Below are 21860 nucleotides of genomic sequence, written 5' to 3' on the forward strand. Positions count from 1 at the left end.
TCGTTCGTGATGCGCCGCCTCGCCGGCGGCGCGCAATCGTTGCTAGTTCGGCAGCACCGCACCCGTCGCCTGCCAGCGCGCGACGTAGCCGGGCAACTCGTGCATGTCGTCGAATACGTGACGCGCGCCGATCCCGCGCAGCGCGTCGATCTGGGCCGCCGATGCATGCCCGCCGCCGACGAAGCCGAGCACGGTCATGCCGGCCGCGGCCGCCGCGGTGATGCCCGTCACGCTGTCCTCGACCACGAGGCAGTGCGCGGGCGCCGCGCCGAGCGTGTGCGCGGCCGCGAGGTACACGTCGGGCGCGGGCTTGGGCCGCGCGACGGCATCCGCGCAGAACAGCCGGTCGCCGAAGAAGCGCGCGAGGCCCGTGCGCGCGAGCGCCGCCTCGACGTATGCGCGGTAGCTGTTGCTCGCGCAGGCCGTCGTCAACGGGATCGCGGCCAGTGCGGTGTCGATGCCGTCGACCATCGGCGCATTGACGGCCGCCGCCTCGACCGCGCGGCGGATCGCGTCGACGTCGGCGGCCGACAGCGTGCGGCCGACGGCCTCGCCGGCACCGGCCAGCACGCGCTCGATGCGCAGCCCGAGCAGCGGCATCACGGCCGGCCGCGCGTCGACGCCCGGCCAGCGCGCATCGAGTTCGCGCACGATCACGTCGGCGGCCACGGCCTCGCTGTCGATCAGCACGCCGTCGCAATCGCAGATCAGGACGTTCGCGCCGTGGCCGGCAGCCCCCTCGCCGGCCGCGCTCATTTGACCGCCCCGAACGTGAGCCCGCGCACGAGCTGCTTCTGCGACAGCCAGCCGACGATCAGGATCGGCGCGACCGCGAGCAGGGAAGCGGCGGACAGCTTCGCCCAGAACAACCCTTCGGGGCTCGAGTACGACGCGATGAACACCGTCAGCGGCGCGGCGTTCGAACTCGACAGGTTGATGCTCCAGAACGCCTCGTTCCACGACAGGATCACGAGCAGCAGCGCGGTGGACGCGAGCCCCGGCAGCGCCATCGGCATCAGCAGGTAGACGATCTCCTGCCACGTCGACGCGCCGTCGATGCGCCCGGCCTCCAGGATGTCCTTCGGGATTTCGTTGAAGTACGTGAAGGTCATCCACACCGCGATCGGCAGGTTGATCAGCGTGTAGACGATCACGAGCCCCGATACCGTATCGAGCAGCCCCGCGTTCTTCCACAGCAGATAGATCGGCACGAGCACGCCGACCGACGGCATCATCTTCGTCGACAGCATCCACAGCAGCACCTTCTGCGTGCGATGGTTCGGAAAGAACGCCATCGCGTAGGCGGCCGGCACCGCGAACAGCAGCGAGATCACCGTGACGCCGGCCGAGATCAGCACCGAATTCCACGCGAACGCGAAGTAGTTGCTGCGCGCGAACACCTCGCGGAAGCTGTCGAGCGTCGGCATGAAGAACAGCGTCGACGCGTAGGCCTGCTGCTCGGTCTTGAACGCGGTGATCGCCATCCAGAAGATCGGGAAGAACAGCAGCAGCGCGATCAGCCACGCGAGCGTGCCGGGCAACGCGCGCCGCACGAGGTCGAACACGGCCGGCCCGCGCCGGCCTTCGAAGGTCAGGTCGCTCATTTCTCGTACTCTCCCTTCAGGTTGCGCGCGAGCATCCGCACGAGGAAGAACGACACGACGTTCGCGACCACCACGGCGATGATGCCGCCCGCGGACGCGAGGCCGACGTCGAACTGCTGCAGGCCCAGCGCGTAGATCAGGTAGGACAGGTTGGTCGTCGCGTCGCCCGGGCCGCCGCCCGTCGTCGTATAGATTTCCGCGAAGATCGACAGCAGGAAGATCGTCTCCATCATCACGACCACGGCGATCGCACGCTTCAGGTGCGGCAGCGTGATGTAGAAGAACATCGCGATCGGGCCCGCGCCGTCGATGCGCGCGGCTTCCTTCTGCTCCTGGTCGAGCGACTGGATCGCGGTGAACAGGATCAGGAACGCGAACGGCAGCCACTGCCACGCGACGATGATGATCACCGCGGTGAGCGGGTAGTCGGCGAACCAGTCGATCGGCGTCATCCCGAGCGCACGCATCGCGTTCGCGACGAGCCCGTACACCGGGTGCAGGATCATGTTCTTCCAGATCAGCGCGGAGACCGTCGGCATCACGAAGAACGGCGCGATCGCGAGCAGCCGCGCGACGCCCTGCCCGTAGAACTTGCGGTCGAACAGCACGGCCATCAGCACGCCGCCGACCACCGTGATCGCGAGCACCGCGCCGATCAGCACGAGCGTGTGCCAGATCGCGGGCAGGAACGACGGATCGGTCGCGAGGAAGCGGTAGTTGTCGAACCCGGCGAAACCTTTCACGTCCGGGTTCAGCAGGTTGTAGCGCGAGAACGAATACCAGATCGTCATCGCGAGCGGAATCGACATCCACAGCAGCAGCACCGCGACGGACGGCGACACGAGCCAGCTCGCGCCGCCGCGCGCGCGGCGCGGCGCGCCCGGCGGCGACGACGCGTCGCCGACCGACGGCGCGTGGGCGTGACTCAGGGGAAGACGCAGGTGACGCATGATCGGAGTCCCTCCGGTTGATGCGCGGGCGCGAACGGCCTGCCCGCCTTTCGGCTTCGCCGGCCCGCGGTGTGCAACGGCGCACGCCGCGGGCCGCGTGACTGCCGGCGCGTTACTTCTTGTAGCCGGCCTGCCGCACCGCGCGGTCGGCGGCGGCCTGCCCGGCGGCGAGCGCCTGGTCGACCGTCATCTGGCCCGCGACCGCGCCCGCGATCGACTGGCCGACCACCGTGCCGAACGACTGGAATTCAGGAATCCCGACGTACTGCACGCCCGTGTACGGCACCTTCTTCAGCGACGGATCGTTCGGGTCGGCCGTCTCGATCGCCTTCAGCACGAAGTCGGAGAACGGCGCGGCGGCCTTGTACTCGGGGCGCTGGTACGTCGACGCGCGCGTGCCCGGCGGCACCGATGCCCAGCCTTCGTCCTTGCCGACCATCTCGATGTACTGCTTCGACGTCGCCCACGCGATGAACTTGCGCGCGGCGTCCTGCTGCTTCGACGTCTTCGGCACGGCCAGCGCCCATGCCCACAGCCAGTGCGAACCCTTCGGCGTGGCGGCCACCGGCGCGGCCGCGAAACCGATCTTGTCGGCCACCTGCGACTGCTGCTTGTTGTAGAGCATGCCGGCCGCGACCGTCGCGTCGATCCACATCGCGCACTTGCCCGAGGCGGTCAGCGTCAGGTTCTCGTTGAAGCCGTTCGAGCTCGCTCCCGGCGGGCCGTCCTTCTTCAGCAGGTTCACGTAGAACGAGATCGCCTTCTTCCATTCGGGCGACGTGAGCTGCGCGTTCCAGTTTTCGTCGAACCAGCGCCCGCCGAACGTGTTCACCACCGTCGACACGTACGCCATGTTCTCGCCCCAGCCGGCCTTGCCGCGCAGGCAGATCCCGTAGGTGCCCTTCGCCTTGTCGGTGAGCTTGTCCGCGAATTCGGCGATCTGGTCGTAGGTCGGCTGGTCGGGCATCTTCAGCCCCTTCGCCGCGAACAGGTCCTTGCGGTAGAACGTCATCGAGCTTTCGACGTAGAACGGCAGCGCGTAGAGCTGGCCGTTGTACGACAGGCTGTCGCGCGCGGTCTTCACGATGTCGTTCAGGTCGTAGTCGGCGGGCAGCCCGGTGATCGGCGCGAGCCAGCCGCGCTTGCCCCACTGCGGCGTCTCGTAGGTGCCGATCGCCATCACGTCGAACTGGCCGCTGCCGGTCGTGATGTCGGTCGTCGCGCGCTGGCGCAGCACGTTCTCCTCGAGGATCACCCAGTTCAGCTTGATGTCGGGGTTCGCCTTCTCGAACGCCGGCGACAGCTTCTTCAGCTCGATCATGTCGGGGTTGTTCAGCGTCGCGATCGTCAGCGTGCCGGCGGACGCGGCGCAGGCCGCCGTCGCGAGCGCGGCTCCGGCAAGGCAGCGTGCGGCGGCGTCGAGCATCTTTCGTTGCATGGCATGTCTCCTGTGTTTGTTCGAAGTGTCGTCGGTGTTGCGTGTTGCGTCGTTTCCTTCGCGGCCCGTCATGCCGGCCGCTGCATCCCGCACGCGCGCGCATAGTGCGCGATCACGTCGCGTATCCGGTGGCGCACCCAGGCGCGCGGCTCCTGCGCAAGGCCGCCCGCGCGGCACGCCGCGTAGACGTCCGGCAGCCACTGCGCGACGAGCGTCTCCGGCACCGGCTGCCGCGCGAGGTTGGCGAACAGCTGCTCGACCGCGGCCGCGACGGCCGGCTGCAGCCAGTAGTAGCGGATCCGGTCGCTGTAGCTGAACTGGCGCGCGAGCCGCTGCTCGGCCTCGTCGCCGCGGTAGTACGGCGCCCAGTGCTCGGGCTGCGCGCGCATCGCGGCGTCGACGACCTCCCGCAGCCGCGAGCGCTGCGCGACGTCGTCGATCAGCGCCTCCTCGATGAACGTCAGCGCGAACAGCGCCTCGCGCAGCGCGAACGTCAGCGCCGGGCCGACCTTCAGCACCGCGAAGTGGTCGCGCACGAGCGCGGCGAGCGCGCCTTCGGTCTGGTAATCGGTCGAGTGCGCCTCGAACACGAGGCGCGGTGTCTGCAGGATACTCGCGCCGAGCGACGCCGCCTTCGCGCTGTCGTAGTCGAGCACGTGGCGATCGTCGAAGTCGACGCCCGGCTGCGCGACGACCGCGACCACGCGTGTCCATGCGTCGTCGAGGCCGGCCGCCGCGAACGCGCGGCGGTGCGCGTCGAGCGTCGCCGCGACGCTGTCGCTGCGCGTGACCGAGATCCGCGCGATCGCCGCATCGTCCGCTTCGTTCGCGCCGCCGCTCACTTCGCCGCCCGGCGTCGGCACCTCGGTGCCGATCACGTAGACGGGCGCGAGACCGGCACGCGCCGCCGCGTCTTCCGCCGCGCGGCACAGCTCGGCCGCGCGCGCGGCGATCGTGCGATCGTCGAGCCGCACCGGATCGTCCGCGCACGCCATGCTCGCATCGAGGTGGATCTTCTCGAAGCCGGCTTCGACATACGCGGCGACCATCGCGACCGCCTCGCGCATCGCGTCGGCCGCGCGGCGGTGCCGCCACGGGTTCGGGCCGAGATGGTCGCCGCCGAGCACGAGCGCCGACGGCGCGAGCCCGCAACGCGCGGCGATCGCATCGACGTCGCGGCGAAAATCGGCGGGCGTCATGCCCGTATAGCCGCCGAGATGGTTCACCTGGTTGCAGGTCGCCTCGATCAGGAGCGGCGAGCCGTCCGCGCGCGCGGCTTCGCACGCGGCCTCCAGCACGAGCCGGTGCGCGCTGCAGATCGAATAGATGCCGCGCTGCGCGTCGGCGCGGTTCGCGTCGAAGATCATCCGCAGCACCGCGTCCGCGTGCGCGGTGCGCGGACGGTCGGCAAGGGTCGTCAGGCCGGACATGCGATACCTCGTTCGGTCAGGAAACGGTCGATCTCGGCCGCATCGCTGTTGCCCTCCATCGGGCCGCGCCGCGTCACCGCGATCGCGCCGGCCGCGTTCGCGCGGCGCAACGCGGCATCGATCGGCACGCCCGCGACGAGGCTCGCGACGAGCGTGCCGCCGAAGCAGTCACCGGCACCGGTCGGGTCGACTTCGTCGACCGGAAAGGCCGGCGCGTCGACGCGGTTCGCGCGATCGAACGCGACGCTGCCTTGCGCGCCGCGCTTCAGCACGACGCGCTCGAGCAACGGGTGCGTCGCGAGCAGGCCCGCGATCGCGCGCTCGGCCGGTTGCGGCCCGCAGAAGAACGGCAGGTCGGCCTCGCTCGGCAGGAACAGGTGGCACGCGGCGAGCATCTCGTCGAGCGCCGCGCGCATCGGGCGAAAGCTCAGCATCTCGGGGCGCACGTTCGGATCGAACGACACCTTCGCGCCGGCGCGCGCGGCCTCGATCACGCCGCGCTGCACGGCCGCGATCGCCGATTCGCTCGTCAGCGACGAGCCCATCACGTGGAAGTAACGGCAGCCGTCGAACATCGCGGCATCGACGTCGGACGCATCGACGCACGCGGCCGCGCTGGTGGACAGCGTGAAGACGAAGCTGCGCGAGCCGTCGTCGCGGTACGCGACGAACGCGGTGCCGGTCGGGCGCGCGACGCGGCGGATGCGCGCGACCTCGACGCCGTCGCGTTCGAGCCGCGCGACGATCGCGTCGCCGAACGCGTCGCGGCCGACGCAGCCCGCATACGCGACGCGCGCGCCGAGCCGCGCGGCCTGGTCGGCGAAGATCGCCGGCGCGCCGCTCGGAAACGGCCCCGCGAACAGGCCCGGCGTATCGAAGCCCTGGCCGCGCTCGGCGGCGACGAATTCGGCGAGCAGTTCGCCGGCCACGACGATCTCGGCCATCAGGCGTGCCCTCCTCGTCCGACCGCGGCCGCGTCGTCGCGGGCCGGCCGGCAGGTTGCGCGTGCGAGCGACATCACGTCAGCTCATCCAGTTGCCGCCGTCGACGTTCAGCGTCTGGGCGGTGACGTAATCGGCGTCGGCCGATGCGAGGAACAGCGCGGCGCCCGTCAGGTCGCCCGGCACGCCCATGCGGCCGAGCGGCACGGCTTCGCCGACGAGCCGCTTCTTCTCGCCGAGCGGCCGGTTCTCGTAGCGCGCGAACAGCGCATCGACCTGCTCCCACATCGGCGTGTCCACCACGCCCGGCGCAATCCCGTTCACGTTGATCCGGTGCGGCGCGAGCGCGAGCGCGGCCGACTGCGTATAGCTGATCACCGCGGCCTTGGTCGCGCAGTAGTGCGAAACGAGTGCCTCGCCGCGACGGCCGGCCTGCGACGACATGTTGACGATCTTGCCGCCGCGGCCCTGCTCGACCATTCGCTGCGCGACGGCCTGCATCAGGAAGAACAGCCCCTTCACGTTGACCGAGAACAACCGGTCGAACACGTCCCACGATTCGTCGAGGAGCGGCCGCATGTCGAACAGCGCCGCATTGTTGAACAGGATGTCGACGCCGCCGAAGCGCTCGACCGCCGTGGCGACGATCCGCTCGATGTCGTCGCGGCGCGTGACGTCCGCAGTGACGGCCACCGCGCGGCCGGGGTTCGCCTCGATCAACCGCGCGAGCGAGCCGCCGGCGGGCTTCAGATCGACCAGCACGCAGCGCGCGCCCTCATCCAGATAGCGTTGCGCGACCGCCTCGCCGATGCCGCTTGCGGCGCCCGTCAGGATCGCGACCTTGTCTTCCAGTCTCACTGGCTGTCTCCGGTTTGTTCTGCTGTACGACGGTCGCGAGGTGAGCGAACGCTCGCAAACCGATCAATTGCTCTGTTTGTGATCGAATGATCGGATACGCGATTCACGCTGTCAAGGCGACGCGACGGCTTTCTATGACGCGCTGCGGCACAACCGCGCACGACGGCGGCCCGTCGCGCACGCCCGGCAAGGCGCCGCGCACGCGGTGCGGCGCAGTGGGATCGACGGTGAAGGGGACGGAGCGAGGCAGGAAACGGGGAATTCACGCTGCACGGCGCGACGATACGTTATATCATCACGATACTGTGTTTCATCGCCCTGCTTTACGCCATGGCTACCTCATCGTCCATTGACGCCCGGCTGTCCCGGGCCGACGCATTCGCCGCCGAGCACGGGCTCGCGTGGACGCCGCTGCGCCGCCAGGTCTACGAGCGCGTGCTGGCCGCGCAGCGCCCGATCGGCGCGTACGACCTGCTCGCCGAACTCGAACCGCAACGCGGCCGCGTGCCGCCGACGACCGTCTATCGCGCGCTGGATTTCCTCGTCGAGCACGGCTTCATCCACCGGATCGAATCGAAGAACGCGTTCTTCGCATGCTGCGAGATCGGCGTGCCGCACGAAGGCCAGTTCCTGATCTGCGATTCATGCGGCGACACCGTCGAGATTCCCGGCGGCGACCTCGCGAAGCAGTTGTCCGCGAGCGAACCCGCGCACGGTTTCGAAGTTCACCACCAGGTCGTCGAGCTGAGCGGCCTGTGCGGACACTGCAAGCGCAAGCCCGCGCAGCGCTGACGCCGAATCGCGCGGCGCACGCGCCGCCCTTCCAACGAGGAGTTCCATGTCCATTGCCCTGAAGCGCCGCACGCCGCGGCGTGCCCTGTCGCCTGTTCGCCGCGTCGCCGCCGCGTTCGCCACGTTCGCCGCGCTGTCGCTCGCGGCGCCCGCGTTCGCGCAGGCCGCGACCGTCAACGTCGTCGCCGCCGAGAATTTCTACGGCGACGTCGCGACGCAGATCGGCGGCAGCCGCGTCGCGGTCACGAGCATCCTCAGCAATCCCGACCAGGATCCGCACCTGTTCGAAGCGAGCCCGAAGACGGCTCGCGCGCTGCAGCACGCGCAGGTCGTGATCTACAACGGCGCCGACTACGACCCGTGGATGGCCAAGCTGCTCGGTGCGTCGAAACAGGCGAAGCGCGCGACGATCGTCGTCGCCGACCTCGTCGGCAAGAAGGCCGGCGACAACCCGCACCTGTGGTACGACCCGGCGACGATGCCCGCCGCCGCGCGCGCGATCGCCGCCGAGCTCGGCCGTGCCGATCCGGCGCACAAGGCCGAATACGATGCGAACCTGCAGAAGTTCGTCGCGTCGCTGAAGCCCATCGACGACCAGGTCGCCGCGCTGCGCGCGAAGTACAAGGGCGTGCCCGTGACGGCCACCGAGCCGGTATTCGGCTACATGTCCGACGCGATCGGTCTCGACATGCGCAACCAGCGGTTCCAGCTCGCGACGATGAACGACACCGAGGCCAGCGCGCAGGACGTCGCCGCGTTCGAGAACGACCTGCGCAAGAAGCAGGTGCGCGTGCTGATCTACAACAGCCAGGCCGAAGAACCGATGACCAAACGCATGCTGAAGATCGCGCGCGACGGTGGCGTGCCGACCGTCAGCGTCACCGAGACGCAGCCGGTCGGCAAGACCTTCCAGCAATGGATGGCCGGCCAGCTCGACGCGCTCGGCGCCGCGCTTTCCGCCGGCAAGCCATAAACGACCGTAACGACATGACCGCCACTCCCCATGCACTCGCCGTCGATCGCGTCACGCTCGAACTGGGCGGACGCACGATCCTGCGCGACGTCAGCTTCTCGATCGAGCCCGGCGAATTCGTCGGCGTGCTCGGGCCGAACGGCGCGGGCAAGACGACGCTGATGCGCGCGGTGCTCGGGCTCGTGCCCGTGTCGGCCGGCACGCTGTCCGTCGGCGGCGTGCCGGTCGTGCGCGGCAACCCGTCGATCGGCTACATGCCGCAGATCAGGAGCGGCCTCGCGAACCGCCGGATGCGCGGCTACGACTTCGTCGCGATGGCCGCCGACGGCCACCGCTGGGGGCTGCCGCACACGAACGCGGCCACGCGCCGCGACGTCGACCGCGTGCTCGATCTCGTCGGCGGCCCGACGCTCGCGCGCCGGCCGCTGTCCGAGCTGTCGGGCGGCGAACGGCAGCGCCTGCTGCTCGCGCAATGCCTGCTCGGCAATCCGAAGCTGCTGCTGCTCGACGAGCCGCTGATCAGCCTCGACCCGAACCACCAGCGCGGCGTCGTCGAGCTCGTGCGCACCGTGCAGCGCGAGCTCGGCATCACCGTGCTGTTCTCCGCGCACGAACTGAATCCGCTGCTGAACGCGCTCGATCGCGTGCTGTATCTCGGCAACGGCGTCGCGGCGCTCGGCACCGTCGACGAGGTGATCACGAAGCCCGTGCTGTCGCGGCTCTACGGGTCGCCGATCGACGTGATGCGCGTGAACGGCAAGATCTTCGTGATGTCGGGCGACGTCGAGATCGAGAAGCACGACCACGAACACGAGGACGACGACGGCCACTCGCACGGCGGCGGCCACGGCCATCACCACCACGGACACGCCCATCCCGGGCATTCGCACGATGTTTGACTACGACTTCATGATCAACGCCTTCGCGGCGTCGGGGATCGTCGCGGTGCTCGCGGGCATCGTCGGCTACTTCCTGGTGCTGCGCGGGCAGACCTTCGCCGGCCACGCGCTGTCGCACGTCGGCTTCACCGGCGCGACCGGCGCGGTGCTGCTCGGCATCTCGCCGATCTGGGGAATGGTCGGCTTCACGCTCGCGGCCGGGATCGGGATGGGCGCGCTCGGCGAAAAGCTCGCGGGCCGCGACGTCGCGATCGGCGTGATCCTGTCGGGCGCGCTCGGCTTCGGCCTGCTGTTCCTGCATTTCTATACGTCGTTCGCGACGCAGGTCACCGCGCTGCTGTTCGGCAACGTGCTCGCGGTCAGCCACGACACGCTCGCGGTGCTCGCGGGCATCGGCGCGGTGAGCCTCGCCGCGCTCGCGCTGATCGCGCGCCCGCTGCTGTTCGCGTCGCTGCAGCCCGAGCTGGCCGAAGCGAAGGGCGTGTCGCTGCGCACGGTGTCGATGCTGTTCCTCGCGGTGTGCGCGCTCGCGGTGGCCGCGGCGACGCAGATCGTCGGCGTGCTGCTCGTGTTCACGCTGCTGGTCGGGCCGGCCGCGGCCGCGCAGAACGTGTCGACGCGCTTGTCGACGGGCGTGCTGCTCGCCGCGCTGTTCGCACTGTTCGAGGCGTGGGCCGGCATCGTGCTCGCGTATCACACCGACTGGCCGACGAGCTTCTGGATCACCGCACTGTCGGCGCTCGTGTACGGCGCGAGCCTGTTGCGGCGCAACTGACCGCCGCCCGACGCGAAGTCAAAACGCCGGCGTGCCCGAAGGCAGCGCCGGCGTTTTTTATTGCCCGCGAATTCGTGCGGCGCGCCCCGTGCGCGACCGGCTTCCCTCTCCGCTCACCCAACCAGCACACGCGCATGATGCGCAATGTGATCGGCGATGAACGTCGAGATGAAGTAGTAGCCGTGGTCGTAGCCCGGATGACGACGCAGCGTCAGCGGCTGGCCGGCCTTCGCGCAGGCGGCCTCGAACACGTCGGGATTCAGCTGGTTCGCGAGGAATTGATCGGCCAGCCCCTGGTCGACGAGGATGCCTTCCGCGAACTTCGGCGCATCGGCGCGCGCGACGAGCTCGCTCGCATCGTGCGCCTTCCAGGCGTCGCGATCGTCGCCGAGGTAGCCCGAGAACGCCTTTTCGCCCCACGGGCAGCGCGTCGGCGCGGCGATCGGCGCGAACGCCGACACCGACCGGTACAGGCCCGGATGGCGCAATGCGAGCGTCAGCGCGCCGTGCCCGCCCATCGAGTGGCCGAAGATCCCGAGCCGCGCGCCGTCGATCGGCAGCTCGGCCGCGACGAGCGCGCGCAGCTCGCCCGTCACGTACGACTCCATCCGGTAATGCGCGGACCACGGCGCCTCGGTCGCATCGACGTAGAAGCCCGCGCCGACGCCGAAATCCCACGCATCGGTCTCGCCCGGCACGCCCGCGCCGCGCGGGCTCGTATCTGGCATCACGAGCGCGATGCCGTGCTGGGCCGCGTACTGCTGCGCGCCGCCCTTGATCGCGAACGTCTCGTCGGTACACGTGAGGCCCGCGAGGTAGAACAGCGCCGGCACGCGGCCGTGCGCCGCCTGCGGCGGCAGGTACACCGAGAACTTCATCGGCAGGCCGATGGCCGCCGAATCGTGACGGTAGAAGCGCTGCTCGCCGCCGTGGCACGCATGCGAGGAAACGAGTTCGAGCATGACGGTGCGCTCCCGCTCAGTACAGCACGACCGAACGGATCGACTCGCCGGCCTTCATCAGGTCGAAACCTTCGTTGATCCGCTCGAGCGGCAGCGTATGCGTGATCAGGTCGTCGATGTTGATCTTGCCTTCCATGTACCAGTCGACGATCTTCGGCACGTCGGTGCGGCCGCGCGCGCCGCCGAACGCCGAGCCCTTCCACTCGCGGCCCGTCACCAGCTGGAACGGACGCGTGCTGATTTCCTCGCCCGCCGCGGCCACGCCGATGATGAACGACTGGCCCCAGCCCTTGTGCGTGCACTCGAGCGCCTGGCGCATCAGCTTCACGTTGCCCACGCATTCGAACGAGTAGTCGGCGCCGCCGTCGGTCAACTGCACGATGTGGTCGACGACGTTCTCGACTTCGTTCGGGTTGATGAAGTGCGTCATCCCGAACTTCTTCGCGAGCGCCACGCGCTTCGGGTTGATGTCGACGCCGATGATCTTGTCCGCGCCGACCATCTTCGCGCCCTGGATCACGTTCAGGCCGATCCCGCCGAGACCGAACACGACGACGTTCGCCCCCGCCTCGACCTTCGCCGAGTACACGACCGCGCCGACGCCCGTCGTCACGCCGCAGCCGATGTAGCAGATCTTGTCGAACGGCGCGTCCTCGCGCACCTTCGCCACCGCGATTTCCGGCACGACGATGTAGTTCGAGAACGTCGACGTCCCCATGTAGTGGAACAGCGGCTTGCCGTCGAGCGAGAAGCGCGACGTCGCGTCGGGCATCAGGCCCTTGCCCTGCGTCGCGCGGATCTTCTGGCACAGGTTGGTCTTGCGCGACAGGCAGAACTTGCACTCGCGGCATTCGGGCGTATAGAGCGGAATCACGTGATCGCCCTTGCGCACGGTGCCGACGCCGGGGCCGACGTCGACCACCACGCCCGCGCCTTCATGGCCGAGGATCGCCGGGAAGATCCCTTCCGGATCGGCGCCCGACAGCGTGTAGTAGTCGGTGTGGCAAATGCCGGTGGCCTTCACCTCGATCAGCACTTCGCCGGCGCGCGGCCCTTCGAGATCGACTTCCTCGATCGTCAGCGGCGCACCCGCCTTCCATGCAATCGCGGCTTTCGTTTTCATCGTGTCACTCCTGTCTGTCTGTGAGGTCGGCCCGGGTGCGCGCTGCGGCGCCCGCCGGGTTCCATGCAAAGCTGTCGAAGCCGTGCCGCGCGGCATCGTGCGCGGCACCGCAACGGAATCCCGTGCTCGCCATGATCGCCGCTCCCGGCACGCACCGCGTGCGGGAAACGGTCGTCGGCTTGCCACGATGCGTCATGGCTGACGCAAAAGAACAAGTGTTCGAGTTTAAACGCCCGTCGTGAACCATGCATCCGTGCGCGCATACAGATCGATGAAGCGCGCGTGGCGCGCGGCCAGCGAGCGGTCCTCGCGCGGCACGGCGACGGGCGACGCGGCGGGCGCCAGCGCGCGCAACGCGTCTTCCCGCCAATGCCCGATCGCGACGCCCGCGAGCAGCGCCGCACCGCGCGTCGCGGCATTCGGGCAGTCGATCGCGTGCAGCGACGCGCCGAGCGTGTCGGCGAGCAGCTGGCGCCAGCGCGGATCGACCGAGCCGCCGCCCGCGAGACGCAGCGTCGTCACCGGGTCGCGGCGGTCGGCATCGCGAATCGCATCGAGCCCCGCACGCAACGCGAACGCGACGCCTTCGAACGCCGCGCGCATCATCGCGCCGCGCGTGTCGCCGAGCCCGAGGCCGAGCCAGCCGCCGCGCGCGTCGGGGTTCATCCACGGCGAACGCTCGCCCGTCAGGTACGGCAGGAAGCACAGCCGTTCGGACGCCGGCCGCGCGAACGCATCGTCATACGCGTCGGCCCATCCCGCATAACCCAGCCAGCCGCGAACGGCTTCGAGCGCGAGCCCGACGTTCTGCATCGCGGCCATCGTGTAGTAGCCGCCGCCGGCCGCGGTGCGATAGCGGTGCAGCCCGCGCCGCGCGGGCGGCAGCGTATCCGCGAGCACGACGATCTGGCCGCCGCTGCCGGTCGTCAGCAGCGCGTCGCCCGCGGCAACCAATCCGCTGCCGAGCGCCGCGCACGCCGTGTCGGCCGCGCCCGTCGCCAGCGGCACGCCGGCGGGCAGGCCGAGCGCCGCGGCGGCCTGCGCGCCGAGCGTGCCGCCGCGCGCGGTCGACGCGCGCACCGGCGCGAAGCAGTCGGCCGGCAAGCCGAGCGCCTCGATCAATGCCCGATCCCACGCGCCATCGGGCGTCGCGAGCGCGGTCGCGCACGCGTCGCTCGGGTCGGCCGCGACGTCGCCGCCCAGCGCGATGCGCAGCCAGTCCTTCGGCTGCACGGCGCGGCGTGCGGCGCGCAGCGCATCGGGTTCGTGCGCGGCCAGCCAGCGCAGCAGCGGGCCGGCCATGCCGGGCGCGACGGGGTTCGGGGCGACGGGCAATCCGGCGACGGGCAATCCGGCTGCGTCCGCTTCGCGCGCCGCGCGCGTGTCGGGCCACAGCAGCGCGGGCCGCACCGGTTGTCCGGCCGCGTCGATCAGCACGACGCCGTGCATCTGGCCCGAGAAGCCGATCGCCGCGACCTGCGCACGCTCGCCGGCCGGCAGCCGCGCGGCCGCGCGCACGAGCGCCTGCCACCACGTATCGGGCGCGATCTCGGCCCAGCCGGGCTGCGGCGACGACAGCGCATAAGGTTCGCTCGCGACTGCCCGCTCGACGCCATCTGCATCGAGCGTGACGAGTTTGATGGAGCCGGTGCCGAGGTCGATTCCGAGCAGGCGCATGACGGGTAGGCGAATTCGAATGAACGGATGTCGATGATAACGGGATCGCGATATGCGCCCCGGCTTTTGCCGCCACGCCGGCGCGCCGGACATGCGGCCGGCCGACCGGTTTCACCGGGCCGCAACCCGCACGCAAAAGCGGGCGTTAGCGGGTTAACCCGGCACGAATTTGCATCGGTCCTTTTTGCCACTATGCGGCCCGCCCGATACAGACCATAAAGCAGCCCATATTTGGCACGGGGGTCAGCGCTATTTTGAAGGGCTATAAAACCGGGGAACCTCACTCCTGCGGCAGTTTCCCGATGATCGACACCCTGCTCCATGCCGAAACGGCATATCGAACCTGCAAAGAACGGAATAGTACCCAGCGCTCTTGTTGCGTGGATTCATTCCGCATAACTTCGTATCACCCCGAAAACAAGATCATGGAGTGAGACAGATGCAATCGAACACGGTCCATCCGTGCGATGAGGTGCTGCCGACCGGCAAGCTGGTAACGCTTGGCCTGCAGCACGTCCTCGTCATGTACGCCGGCGCCGTTGCCGTGCCGCTTATCGTTGGCGCCGCACTCAAGCTGCCGAAAGACCAGATCGCGTTCCTGATCAGCGCCGACCTGTTTTCGTGCGGTATCGCCACGCTGATCCAGACGCTGGGCCTGTGGATCTTCGGGATCCGCCTGCCCGTCATCATGGGCTGCACGTTCGCGGCGGTCGGCCCGATGATCGCGATCGGCACGAACCCCGGCCTCGGCATTCTCGACATCTTCGGTTCGACGATCGCGGCCGGCATCATCGGCATCGTGCTCGCGCCGATGATCGGCAAGCTGTTGCGGTTCTTCCCGCCGGTGGTCGTCGGCACCGTGATCGCGGTGATCGGGCTGTCGCTGATGGAAGTCGGCATCAACTGGGCGGCCGGCGGCGTCGGCAACCCGGAGTACGGCAGCCCGGTCTATCTCGGCCTGTCGCTGCTCGTGTTGACGCTGATCCTGCTGATCAACAAGTACGGCCGCGGCTTCGTCGCGAACATCTCGGTGCTGCTCGGCATCGTCGCCGGCTTCGCGATCGCGTTCGCGATCGGCCGCGTGAATACCGACGGCGTCGCACACGCGCCGTGGGTCGGCTTCGTGATGCCGTTCCACTTCGGCCTGCCGCACTTCGACCCGCTGTCGATCGTGACGATGGTCACGGTGATGTTCGTCACGTTCATCGAATCGACCGGCATGTTCCTCGCGGTCGGCGACATGGTCGATCGCCCGGTCAACCAGGAGCGCCTGGTGCGCGGCCTGCACGTCGACGGCCTCGGTACGCTGATCGGCGGCATCTTCAACTCGTTCCCGCATACGTCGTTCTCGCAGAACGTCGGCCTGATCGGCGTGACGGGCGTGAAGAGCCGGTTCGTGTGTGCGACGGGCGGCGTAATCCTCGTGCTGCTCGGCCTGTTCCCGAAGATGGCGCAGGTCGTCGCGTCGGTGCCGCCGTTCGTGCTCGGCGGCGCGGGCATCGTGATGTTCGGGATGGTGGCCGCGAACGGCATCAAGGTACTGTCCAAGGTCGACTTCGTGAACAACGCGCACAACCTGTTCATCGTCGCCGTGAGCGTCGGCATGGGCCTCGTGCCGGTCGTGTCGCCGCACTTCTTCTCGAAGCTGCCGCCCGCGCTCGCGCCGATCCTGCACAGCGGCATCCTGCTGGCGTCGGCATCGGCCGTGATCCTGAACATCGTGTTCAACGGCGTGAAAGGCGAGAAGGATGCGCGCTGCGAGATCCGCCGCGCCGGACACGACTTCGACGGACGTCCCGCCGACGTGCACCACTGATCGCCCCGCGCCGGACGACGGCGCGACGCGACGCGATAACGCAAGACGCCACGGCATGCCGTGGCGTTTTGCTTGTTCCCTGCTGGGCCCACGCGGCCGTGGCGCCGTGGACGCCACGTACGCGCCCCCGCGAGGCGCCACGCGTCAGCCTCCGTGCAACGCCAGCGCCCGCATGATGTTTCGCGCGCAGGCCTCCGGCGTGGCCGTGCTGGTATCGACGCTCACATCGTAGGTCATGCCCGCATGCACCCTGTCGTACTGCCAGCGCGCGAGCCCCGCGAGACGATCGCCCCGTCGCCGCTCCCGTTCCTCGAGCACCTCCAGCGGACAGTGGACGCCGACCAGGCTGACCGTAAACGGCGCCAGCAAACGGGCGTACTCGGCCTTCTCGTCGCCCAGCAGCACCTCGTCGACGATCAGGTTGTTGCCCTGCTCCGCCAGCGCGACGATCGCGTGGCGCATCCCCTGCATCGCTCGCCGGGCAACCGGCCCGCTGCTGATCGACACCACGTTCCTGCCGTCCTCGACGAACGACGAAAACGTGAATCCGGCCGCGTCGTTCAGGTAGCGCGCGGGCAGCATGTCGAGAAACGCATCCATCCGGACGTGCAGGTACGGGCTGGCCAGCAGCGCCTGGAGCGCATGCGCGAGCGACGTCTTGCCTGAACTGCCCGCGCCGTTGAGCAGGATGATCCGGGTCGTTTTCATGCAGCGAGTGTACCTGCGCGTGTTGAACGACACCGGACGGGTGGGCGGAACGCCGATGCGATTGCCGGCACGTCGGCGCGGACACAAAAAAGAAAACGCCACGGATTGTGGCCCGTGGCGTTCTCGTTTCCGCATACAGCCGGTTCCAGGGACAGGCGCGGCTGGCCGCCCCTGCCCTTCGTTGCACTTACCCGTTCGTCGCGGCCGCCGACGCAGCAGCCGGAGCAGCCGCCTTGTCGTAGTCGACCGGCGCATCCGGCGCGCGCGGCGTTTCGCCGGCCCGCTGGATCCAGCCGCCGCCCAGCGCGCGGTACAGGTCGACCAGGTTCGTCCAGCGCGCCAAACGTGCGCTGATCAGCGTCTGCTGGGCCGAGTACAGGTCCGTCTGCGCCGTCAGCACCGACAGGTAGCTGTCGACGCCGTTCTTGTAACGCAGGTCCGACAGGTCGAAACGACGCTGCTGCGCATGCTCGTTGCGCTCCAGCGCCGCGATCTGCTGGTCGTACGTGCCGCGTGCGGCGAGACCATCCGCCACTTCGCGGAACGCCGACTGGATCGCCTTCTCGTAGTTCGCGATCTCGATGCGCTTCTGCACGTTCGCGAGGTTCAGGTTCGCGATGTTCTGTCCGCCTTCGAAGATCGGCATCGTGATCTGCGGCGCGAACGACCACGCCGCCGTGCCGGCCTTGAACAGGCCGCCGAGCGTCGGGCTGCCGGTGCCGAATGCGCCCGTCAGCGAGATGCGCGGGAAGAACGCCGCACGTGCCGCGCCGATGTTCGCGTTCGCGGCCAGCAGCGTCTGCTCGGCCTGCATCACGTCCGGACGACGCGTCAGCAGATCCGACGGCAGCCCGGCCGGCACGTCCGTCAGCAGGTTCTGCGCGTCGAGCGGCATGCCCGCCGGCAGGTCGTCCGGCAGCGGTTCGCCGATCAGCAGCACCAGTGCGTTCAGCGCCTGCGCACGCGCACGCGCCTGCGCCTGCTGGTTCGCGAGCGCCGTCTCGACCACCGTCTGCGCCTGACGCAGCTCGAGCTCCGAGCCCGTACCGTTGTCGAACTGCAGCTTCGTCAGGTCGTACTGCGCCTGCGCGGACTTCAGCGTGTTCTCCGTGACCTTCAGCAGGTCGTCGGTCGACAGCAGCGTCAGGTACTGGTCGGCCACGGAAGACACCAGCGAGATTTCCGAAGCCTGCCGCGCGTACGACGTCGACAGGTACTGCGCGAGCGCCTGGTCCTTCAGGCTCTGCACGCGGCCGAACAGGTCGAGCTCCCACGATGCCGACAGCCCGACGTTGTAGGCACGCGAGATATACGGCGCACCGGTCGTCGACAAGCCCTGCGGCACGCGCTGGACGTTGCCCGTGCCCGTACCGTCGAGCGTCGGGAACAGGCCCGCGCGCGTGATCTGGTACTGCGCGCGCGCCGCCTCGATGTTCAGCACCGACACGCGCAGGTCGCGGTTGTTCTTCAGCGCGATCTCGATCAGCCGCTGCAGGCGCGGATCGACGAAGAATTCGCGCCAGCCGATGGTCGTCGCCGCCTGGCCGTTCGCGCTGCGCGCGCCGGCCGCACCCGGCTGCGTCGCGTAGACGCCGCCGGCCGGGTACGCCTGCGCGACGGGTGCATCGGGCCGCTTGTAATGCGGCGCCATCGTGCAGCCCGTGGCAAGGAGCGCGACCGCGATTGCAGTCAAAGCGTGTTTTTGCATCATCACTGTCCCTTGTTGCCTTCGTCGCCGTTGCCCGGCTTCTCTTCGTGGTGCGAGTGCTCCTGAGCCAGGCGCAGCGCCTCGTCGACGTCTTCCTTCTCGCCGCTGAAGATCGCGCGGATCTTCACGAAGAACATCGGGATCATGAAGATCGCGAGGAACGTCGCCGTGATCATCCCGCCGATCACGCCCGTACCGATCGCATGCTGGCTCGCCGAACCCGCGCCGTTGCTGATCGCGAGCGGCATCACGCCGAGAATGAACGCGAGCGACGTCATCAGGATCGGACGCAGCCGCAGGCGCGCCGCTTCCAGCGCGGCCTCGATCGGCCCCATCTTCTCCGTCATCTGCAACTCGCGCGCGAATTCCACGATCAGGATCGCGTTCTTCGCGGACAAGCCCACGGTGGTCAGCAGGCCGACCTGGAAGAACACGTCGTTTTCCAGACCGCGCATCGTGGCCGCGAGCAGCGCACCGATCACGCCGAGCGGCACCACCATGATCACCGAGAACGGGATCGACCAGCTTTCATACAGCGCCGCGAGACACAGGAACACGACGAGGATCGAGATCGCGTACAGGATCGGCGCCTGCGAACCGGACTGGATTTCCTGGAACGACAGGCCGGTCCACGAATAGCCGATACCGACCGGCAGCTTCTTCGCGAGCCCTTCCATCGCGGCCATCGCCTGGCCGGTCGACTTGCCCGGTGCGGCCTGACCCTGGATTTCCATCGCCGACACGCCGTTGTAGCGCTCGAGCTTCGGCGAACCGTACGTCCAGTGGCCGGTCGCGAACGAACTGAACGGCACCATCCCGCCCGACCCGTTGCGCACGTACCAGACGTTCATGTCTTCCGGCGTCATCCGGAACGGCGCGTCCGCCTGCACGTACACCTTCTTGATCCGGCCGTCGGTGTCGAGGAAGTTGTTCACGTACTTCGACGCCCATGCGATCGAGAACGTCTGGTCGATCGCATCCGCCGTCACGCCCAGCGCATTCGCCTTCTCGCGGTCGATGTCGACCTTGTACTGCGGCGTGTCGTTCAGGCCGTTCGGGCGCACGCCCTGCAGCGTCGGATCCTTCGAAGCCATCCCGAGCAACTGGTTACGCGCGGCCATCAGCGCATCGTGGCCGAGACCGGCGTTGTCCGTCAGCTCGAAGTCGAAGCCGGCAGCCGTGCCGAGTTCGGGAATCGACGGCGGGTTGAACGGGATCACGATCGCGTCCTTGTAGCCCGCGTAGCGCCCGAACATCCGGCCGATCAGCGCCTGCACCTTCTGGTTCGCGTGCTGACGCTGCGAGTAATCCTTCAGGCGCACGAACACGAGACCGGAGTTCTGGCCGCGGCCCGCGAAGCTGAAGCCGTTGACCGTGAACGCCGACTCGACGATTTCCTTCTCGTCCTTCAGCAGGTAGTCGGAAATGTTCGCGAGCGTCTTCGCGGTCGTCTCCTGCGTCGAACCCGACGGCGTCTGCACGATCACGAACATCAGGCCCTGGTCTTCATCGGGCAGGAACGACTTCGGCAGGCGCACGAACAGCAGCCCGACCGCGACGATCACGACCAGATAGATGATGAGCCAGCGGCCCGAGCGCTTGATCACGTGGTGCACGCCGACGTGGTACTTGTCGCGGCTGTTGTTGAACGTGCGGTTGAACCAGCCGAAGAAGCCCTTCTTCTCTTCGTGATGCCCTTGCGGGATCGGCTTGAGGATCGTCGCGCACAGTGCCGGCGTCAGGATCAACGCGACGAGCACCGACAGCACCATCGCCGACACGATCGTCAGCGAGAACTGGCGATAGATCGCACCGACCGAGCCGCCCGAGAACGCCACCGGCACGAACACCGCCGACAGCACGAGCGCCACGCCGACCAGCGCGCCGGTGATCTGGCCCATCGCCTTGCGGGTCGCCTCCTTCGGCGACAAGCCCTCTTCCGCCATCACGCGCTCGACGTTCTCGACCACCACGATCGCATCGTCGACCAGCAGGCCGATCGCGAGCACGAGGCCGAACATCGACAGCGTGTTGATCGAGAAGCCCACCATCGACATGATCGCGAACGTGCCGAGCAGCACGACCGGCACCGCGATCGTCGGGATGATCGTCGCCCGCAGGTTCTGCAGGAACAGGTACATCACCAGGAACACGAGCACGATACCTTCGAGCAGCGTCTTGACCACTTCCTCGATCGACAGCTTCACGAACGGCGTCGTGTCGTACGGATACTTCACGACGAGGCCGTGCGGGAAGAACGGCGAGAGCTCGTCGATCTTCGCGCGCACGGCCTTCGCGGTCGCGAGCGCGTTCGCGTTGGTCGCGAGCTGGATACCGAGTGCCGCGGTCGGCTGACCGTTGTACTTCGTGTCGAAGTTGTAGTTTTCGCCGCCGAGGCCGATCTGCGCGACGTCCTTCAGGCGAACCTGCGAGCCGTCCTGGTTGACCTTCAGCAGGATGTTGCCGAACTGCTCGGGCGTCTGCAGCAGCGTCGATTCGGTGATCGTCGCCTGCAGCACGGTGCCCGGCTTCGCCGGCGTGCCGCCGAGCTGACCGCCCGCGATCTGCACGTTCTGCGCGGTGATCGCCGAGCTGACGTCGACCGGCGTGAGGCCGTAGTTGGTCAGGCGGGTCGGGTCGAGCCAGATCCGCATCGCGTACTGTGAGCCGAATAGCGTGACGGTACCGACGCCGTTCAACCGGCTGATCGGATCCTTCACGTGCGACGCCACGAAGTTCGCGAGGTCGTACTTGTTCATGCTGCCGTCTTCGGAGTTGAAGGCGAGCACCAGCAGGAAGCTGCTGCTCGACTTCGTCACCGACAGGCCGAGCTGCTGCACGACCTGCGGCAGAACCGGCGTCGCGAGCGACAGCTTGTTCTGCACCTGCACCTGCGCGATGTCGGCGTTGGTACCCGGCGCGAAGGTCAGCGTGATCGTCGCGTTACCCGAGTCGTCGCTTGTCGACGACATGTACAGGAAGTTGTCGAGACCGCTCATCTGCTGCTCGATCACCTGCGTCACCGTGTCTTCCACCGTCTTCGCGGAAGCGCCCGGATAGTTCGCGGTGATCTGGATCGATGGCGGCGCGATCGTCGGATACTGCGAGATCGGTAGCGTGAAGATCGCCGCAACCCCGGCCAGCATCAGGATGATGGCGATCACCCACGCGAAGATCGGGCGATCGATAAAAAACTTTGCCATGAA

At 68.4% G+C, this 21860-nt stretch carries 18 protein-coding genes; 5 read left to right on the top strand and 13 right to left on the bottom strand.

Annotated elements, in window-relative coordinates:
• Positions 1-42: 42 nt before the first annotated feature.
• From VXM69_RS16000 to VXM69_RS16030, 7 genes are all read right to left on the bottom strand, one after another.
• Positions 43-756 carry an HAD family phosphatase gene (locus VXM69_RS16000; protein ID WP_069707175.1) on the bottom strand — a complete coding sequence of 238 codons (714 nt, stop codon included), beginning with the start codon at positions 754-756 and terminating at the stop codon, positions 43-45.
• Positions 753-1604, bottom strand: a complete 852-nt coding sequence (locus VXM69_RS16005) for a carbohydrate ABC transporter permease (RefSeq protein WP_034190527.1) — start codon at positions 1602-1604, stop codon at positions 753-755. Before VXM69_RS16005 ends, VXM69_RS16000 begins: the two co-directional genes overlap by 4 nt.
• Complete coding sequence (locus VXM69_RS16010) at positions 1601-2554, bottom strand: carbohydrate ABC transporter permease (protein WP_006496497.1); 954 nt, start codon at positions 2552-2554, stop codon at positions 1601-1603. Before VXM69_RS16010 ends, VXM69_RS16005 begins: the two co-directional genes overlap by 4 nt.
• A gap of 112 nt (positions 2555-2666) precedes the next feature.
• Complete coding sequence (locus VXM69_RS16015) at positions 2667-3992, bottom strand: sugar ABC transporter substrate-binding protein (RefSeq protein WP_034190525.1); 1326 nt, start codon at positions 3990-3992, stop codon at positions 2667-2669.
• A gap of 68 nt (positions 3993-4060) precedes the next feature.
• Entirely contained in the window at positions 4061-5422 is a 1362-nt protein-coding gene (locus VXM69_RS16020) for a D-tagatose-bisphosphate aldolase, class II, non-catalytic subunit (RefSeq protein WP_069707176.1), read from the bottom strand.
• On the bottom strand, positions 5410-6366 hold the full coding sequence (locus VXM69_RS16025; RefSeq protein WP_034190523.1) for a sugar kinase: 957 nt from the start codon (positions 6364-6366) through the stop codon (positions 5410-5412). Before VXM69_RS16025 ends, VXM69_RS16020 begins: the two co-directional genes overlap by 13 nt.
• A gap of 78 nt (positions 6367-6444) precedes the next feature.
• Positions 6445-7221, bottom strand: a complete 777-nt coding sequence (locus VXM69_RS16030) for an L-iditol 2-dehydrogenase (protein WP_034190522.1) — start codon at positions 7219-7221, stop codon at positions 6445-6447.
• Positions 7222-7551: 330 nt separating this feature from the next.
• Here VXM69_RS16030 and VXM69_RS16035 point away from each other — a divergent pair, with 330 nt between their 5' ends.
• Genes VXM69_RS16035 through VXM69_RS16050 form a run of 4 tightly spaced genes read left to right on the top strand, consistent with a single transcriptional unit; the run spans position 7552 to position 10660 of the window.
• Complete coding sequence (locus VXM69_RS16035; RefSeq protein WP_011546084.1) at positions 7552-8013, top strand: Fur family transcriptional regulator; 462 nt, start codon at positions 7552-7554, stop codon at positions 8011-8013.
• Positions 8014-8059: 46 nt separating this feature from the next.
• Positions 8060-8986, top strand: a complete 927-nt coding sequence (locus VXM69_RS16040) for a metal ABC transporter solute-binding protein (protein WP_367189881.1) — start codon at positions 8060-8062, stop codon at positions 8984-8986.
• 14 nt (positions 8987-9000) lie between these two features.
• Positions 9001-9885, top strand: coding sequence for an ABC transporter ATP-binding protein (locus tag VXM69_RS16045; RefSeq protein ID WP_049033512.1), 885 nt, complete (start codon positions 9001-9003; stop codon positions 9883-9885).
• Positions 9878-10660: a metal ABC transporter permease gene (locus VXM69_RS16050; RefSeq protein WP_034190519.1), complete on the top strand. Its 783-nt coding sequence runs from the start codon at positions 9878-9880 to the stop codon at positions 10658-10660. Before VXM69_RS16045 ends, VXM69_RS16050 begins: the two co-directional genes overlap by 8 nt.
• A gap of 113 nt (positions 10661-10773) precedes the next feature.
• On the opposite strand, the gene fghA is transcribed toward VXM69_RS16050, so the two are convergent.
• The 3 genes from fghA to VXM69_RS16065 all read right to left on the bottom strand — a co-directional run bounded on the left by fghA (position 10774) and on the right by VXM69_RS16065 (position 14422).
• Positions 10774-11622, bottom strand: a complete 849-nt coding sequence (gene fghA / locus VXM69_RS16055; protein ID WP_034190518.1) for an S-formylglutathione hydrolase — start codon at positions 11620-11622, stop codon at positions 10774-10776.
• 16 nt (positions 11623-11638) lie between these two features.
• Complete coding sequence (locus VXM69_RS16060) at positions 11639-12745, bottom strand: S-(hydroxymethyl)glutathione dehydrogenase/class III alcohol dehydrogenase (RefSeq protein ID WP_124609875.1); 1107 nt, start codon at positions 12743-12745, stop codon at positions 11639-11641.
• Between the two features lie 225 nt (positions 12746-12970).
• Complete coding sequence (locus tag VXM69_RS16065) at positions 12971-14422, bottom strand: xylulokinase (protein WP_367189882.1); 1452 nt, start codon at positions 14420-14422, stop codon at positions 12971-12973.
• Positions 14423-14861: 439 nt separating this feature from the next.
• On the opposite strand from VXM69_RS16065, the gene VXM69_RS16070 reads away from it, so the two are divergent.
• Entirely contained in the window at positions 14862-16238 is a 1377-nt protein-coding gene (locus VXM69_RS16070) for a nucleobase:cation symporter-2 family protein (protein ID WP_367189883.1), read from the top strand.
• Between the two features lie 144 nt (positions 16239-16382).
• Here VXM69_RS16070 and VXM69_RS16075 read toward each other — a convergent pair whose 3' ends face one another.
• The 3 genes from VXM69_RS16075 to bpeB all read right to left on the bottom strand — a co-directional run bounded on the left by VXM69_RS16075 (position 16383) and on the right by bpeB (position 21857).
• Positions 16383-16946 (bottom strand): chloramphenicol phosphotransferase CPT family protein, encoded by a 564-nt coding sequence (locus VXM69_RS16075; RefSeq protein WP_226228171.1) that lies wholly within the window; start codon positions 16944-16946, stop codon positions 16383-16385.
• Positions 16947-17133: 187 nt separating this feature from the next.
• A complete protein-coding gene (locus VXM69_RS16080) occupies positions 17134-18657 on the bottom strand; it encodes an efflux transporter outer membrane subunit (RefSeq protein WP_367189884.1) in 1524 nt (507 codons plus the stop codon).
• Positions 18657-21857, bottom strand: coding sequence for an efflux RND transporter permease BpeB (gene bpeB / locus VXM69_RS16085; protein ID WP_034191218.1), 3201 nt, complete (start codon positions 21855-21857; stop codon positions 18657-18659). The genes VXM69_RS16080 and bpeB overlap by 1 nt, the downstream gene beginning before the upstream one ends.
• Between the last annotated feature and the right edge of the window lie 3 nt (positions 21858-21860).

The organism is Burkholderia sp. Ed8 (assembly GCF_040761425.1).
Classification (GTDB): Bacteria; Pseudomonadota; Gammaproteobacteria; order Burkholderiales; family Burkholderiaceae; genus Burkholderia; species Burkholderia seminalis.

Bases quoted from the DNA above. Each gene is read 5' to 3' on its own strand.
- VXM69_RS16050 (WP_034190519.1), top strand. From the start codon at position 9,878: ATGTTTGACTACGACTTCATGATCAACGCCTTCGCGGCGTCGGGGATC.
- VXM69_RS16035 (WP_011546084.1), top strand. From the start codon at position 7,552: ATGGCTACCTCATCGTCCATTGACGCCCGGCTGTCCCGGGCCGACGCA.
- VXM69_RS16010 (WP_006496497.1), bottom strand. From the start codon at position 2,554: ATGCGTCACCTGCGTCTTCCCCTGAGTCACGCCCACGCGCCGTCGGTC.
- VXM69_RS16045 (WP_049033512.1), top strand. From the start codon at position 9,001: ATGACCGCCACTCCCCATGCACTCGCCGTCGATCGCGTCACGCTCGAA.
- VXM69_RS16040 (WP_367189881.1), top strand. From the start codon at position 8,060: ATGTCCATTGCCCTGAAGCGCCGCACGCCGCGGCGTGCCCTGTCGCCT.
- VXM69_RS16060 (WP_124609875.1), bottom strand. From the start codon at position 12,745: ATGAAAACGAAAGCCGCGATTGCATGGAAGGCGGGTGCGCCGCTGACG.
- VXM69_RS16075 (WP_226228171.1), bottom strand. From the start codon at position 16,946: ATGAAAACGACCCGGATCATCCTGCTCAACGGCGCGGGCAGTTCAGGC.
- VXM69_RS16015 (WP_034190525.1), bottom strand. From the start codon at position 3,992: ATGCAACGAAAGATGCTCGACGCCGCCGCACGCTGCCTTGCCGGAGCC.
- VXM69_RS16070 (WP_367189883.1), top strand. From the start codon at position 14,862: ATGCAATCGAACACGGTCCATCCGTGCGATGAGGTGCTGCCGACCGGC.
- VXM69_RS16005 (WP_034190527.1), bottom strand. From the start codon at position 1,604: ATGAGCGACCTGACCTTCGAAGGCCGGCGCGGGCCGGCCGTGTTCGAC.
- bpeB (WP_034191218.1), bottom strand. From the start codon at position 21,857: ATGGCAAAGTTTTTTATCGATCGCCCGATCTTCGCGTGGGTGATCGCC.
- fghA (WP_034190518.1), bottom strand. From the start codon at position 11,622: ATGCTCGAACTCGTTTCCTCGCATGCGTGCCACGGCGGCGAGCAGCGC.
- VXM69_RS16080 (WP_367189884.1), bottom strand. From the start codon at position 18,657: ATGATGCAAAAACACGCTTTGACTGCAATCGCGGTCGCGCTCCTTGCC.
- VXM69_RS16065 (WP_367189882.1), bottom strand. From the start codon at position 14,422: ATGCGCCTGCTCGGAATCGACCTCGGCACCGGCTCCATCAAACTCGTC.
- VXM69_RS16025 (WP_034190523.1), bottom strand. From the start codon at position 6,366: ATGGCCGAGATCGTCGTGGCCGGCGAACTGCTCGCCGAATTCGTCGCC.
- VXM69_RS16000 (WP_069707175.1), bottom strand. From the start codon at position 756: ATGAGCGCGGCCGGCGAGGGGGCTGCCGGCCACGGCGCGAACGTCCTG.
- VXM69_RS16020 (WP_069707176.1), bottom strand. From the start codon at position 5,422: ATGTCCGGCCTGACGACCCTTGCCGACCGTCCGCGCACCGCGCACGCG.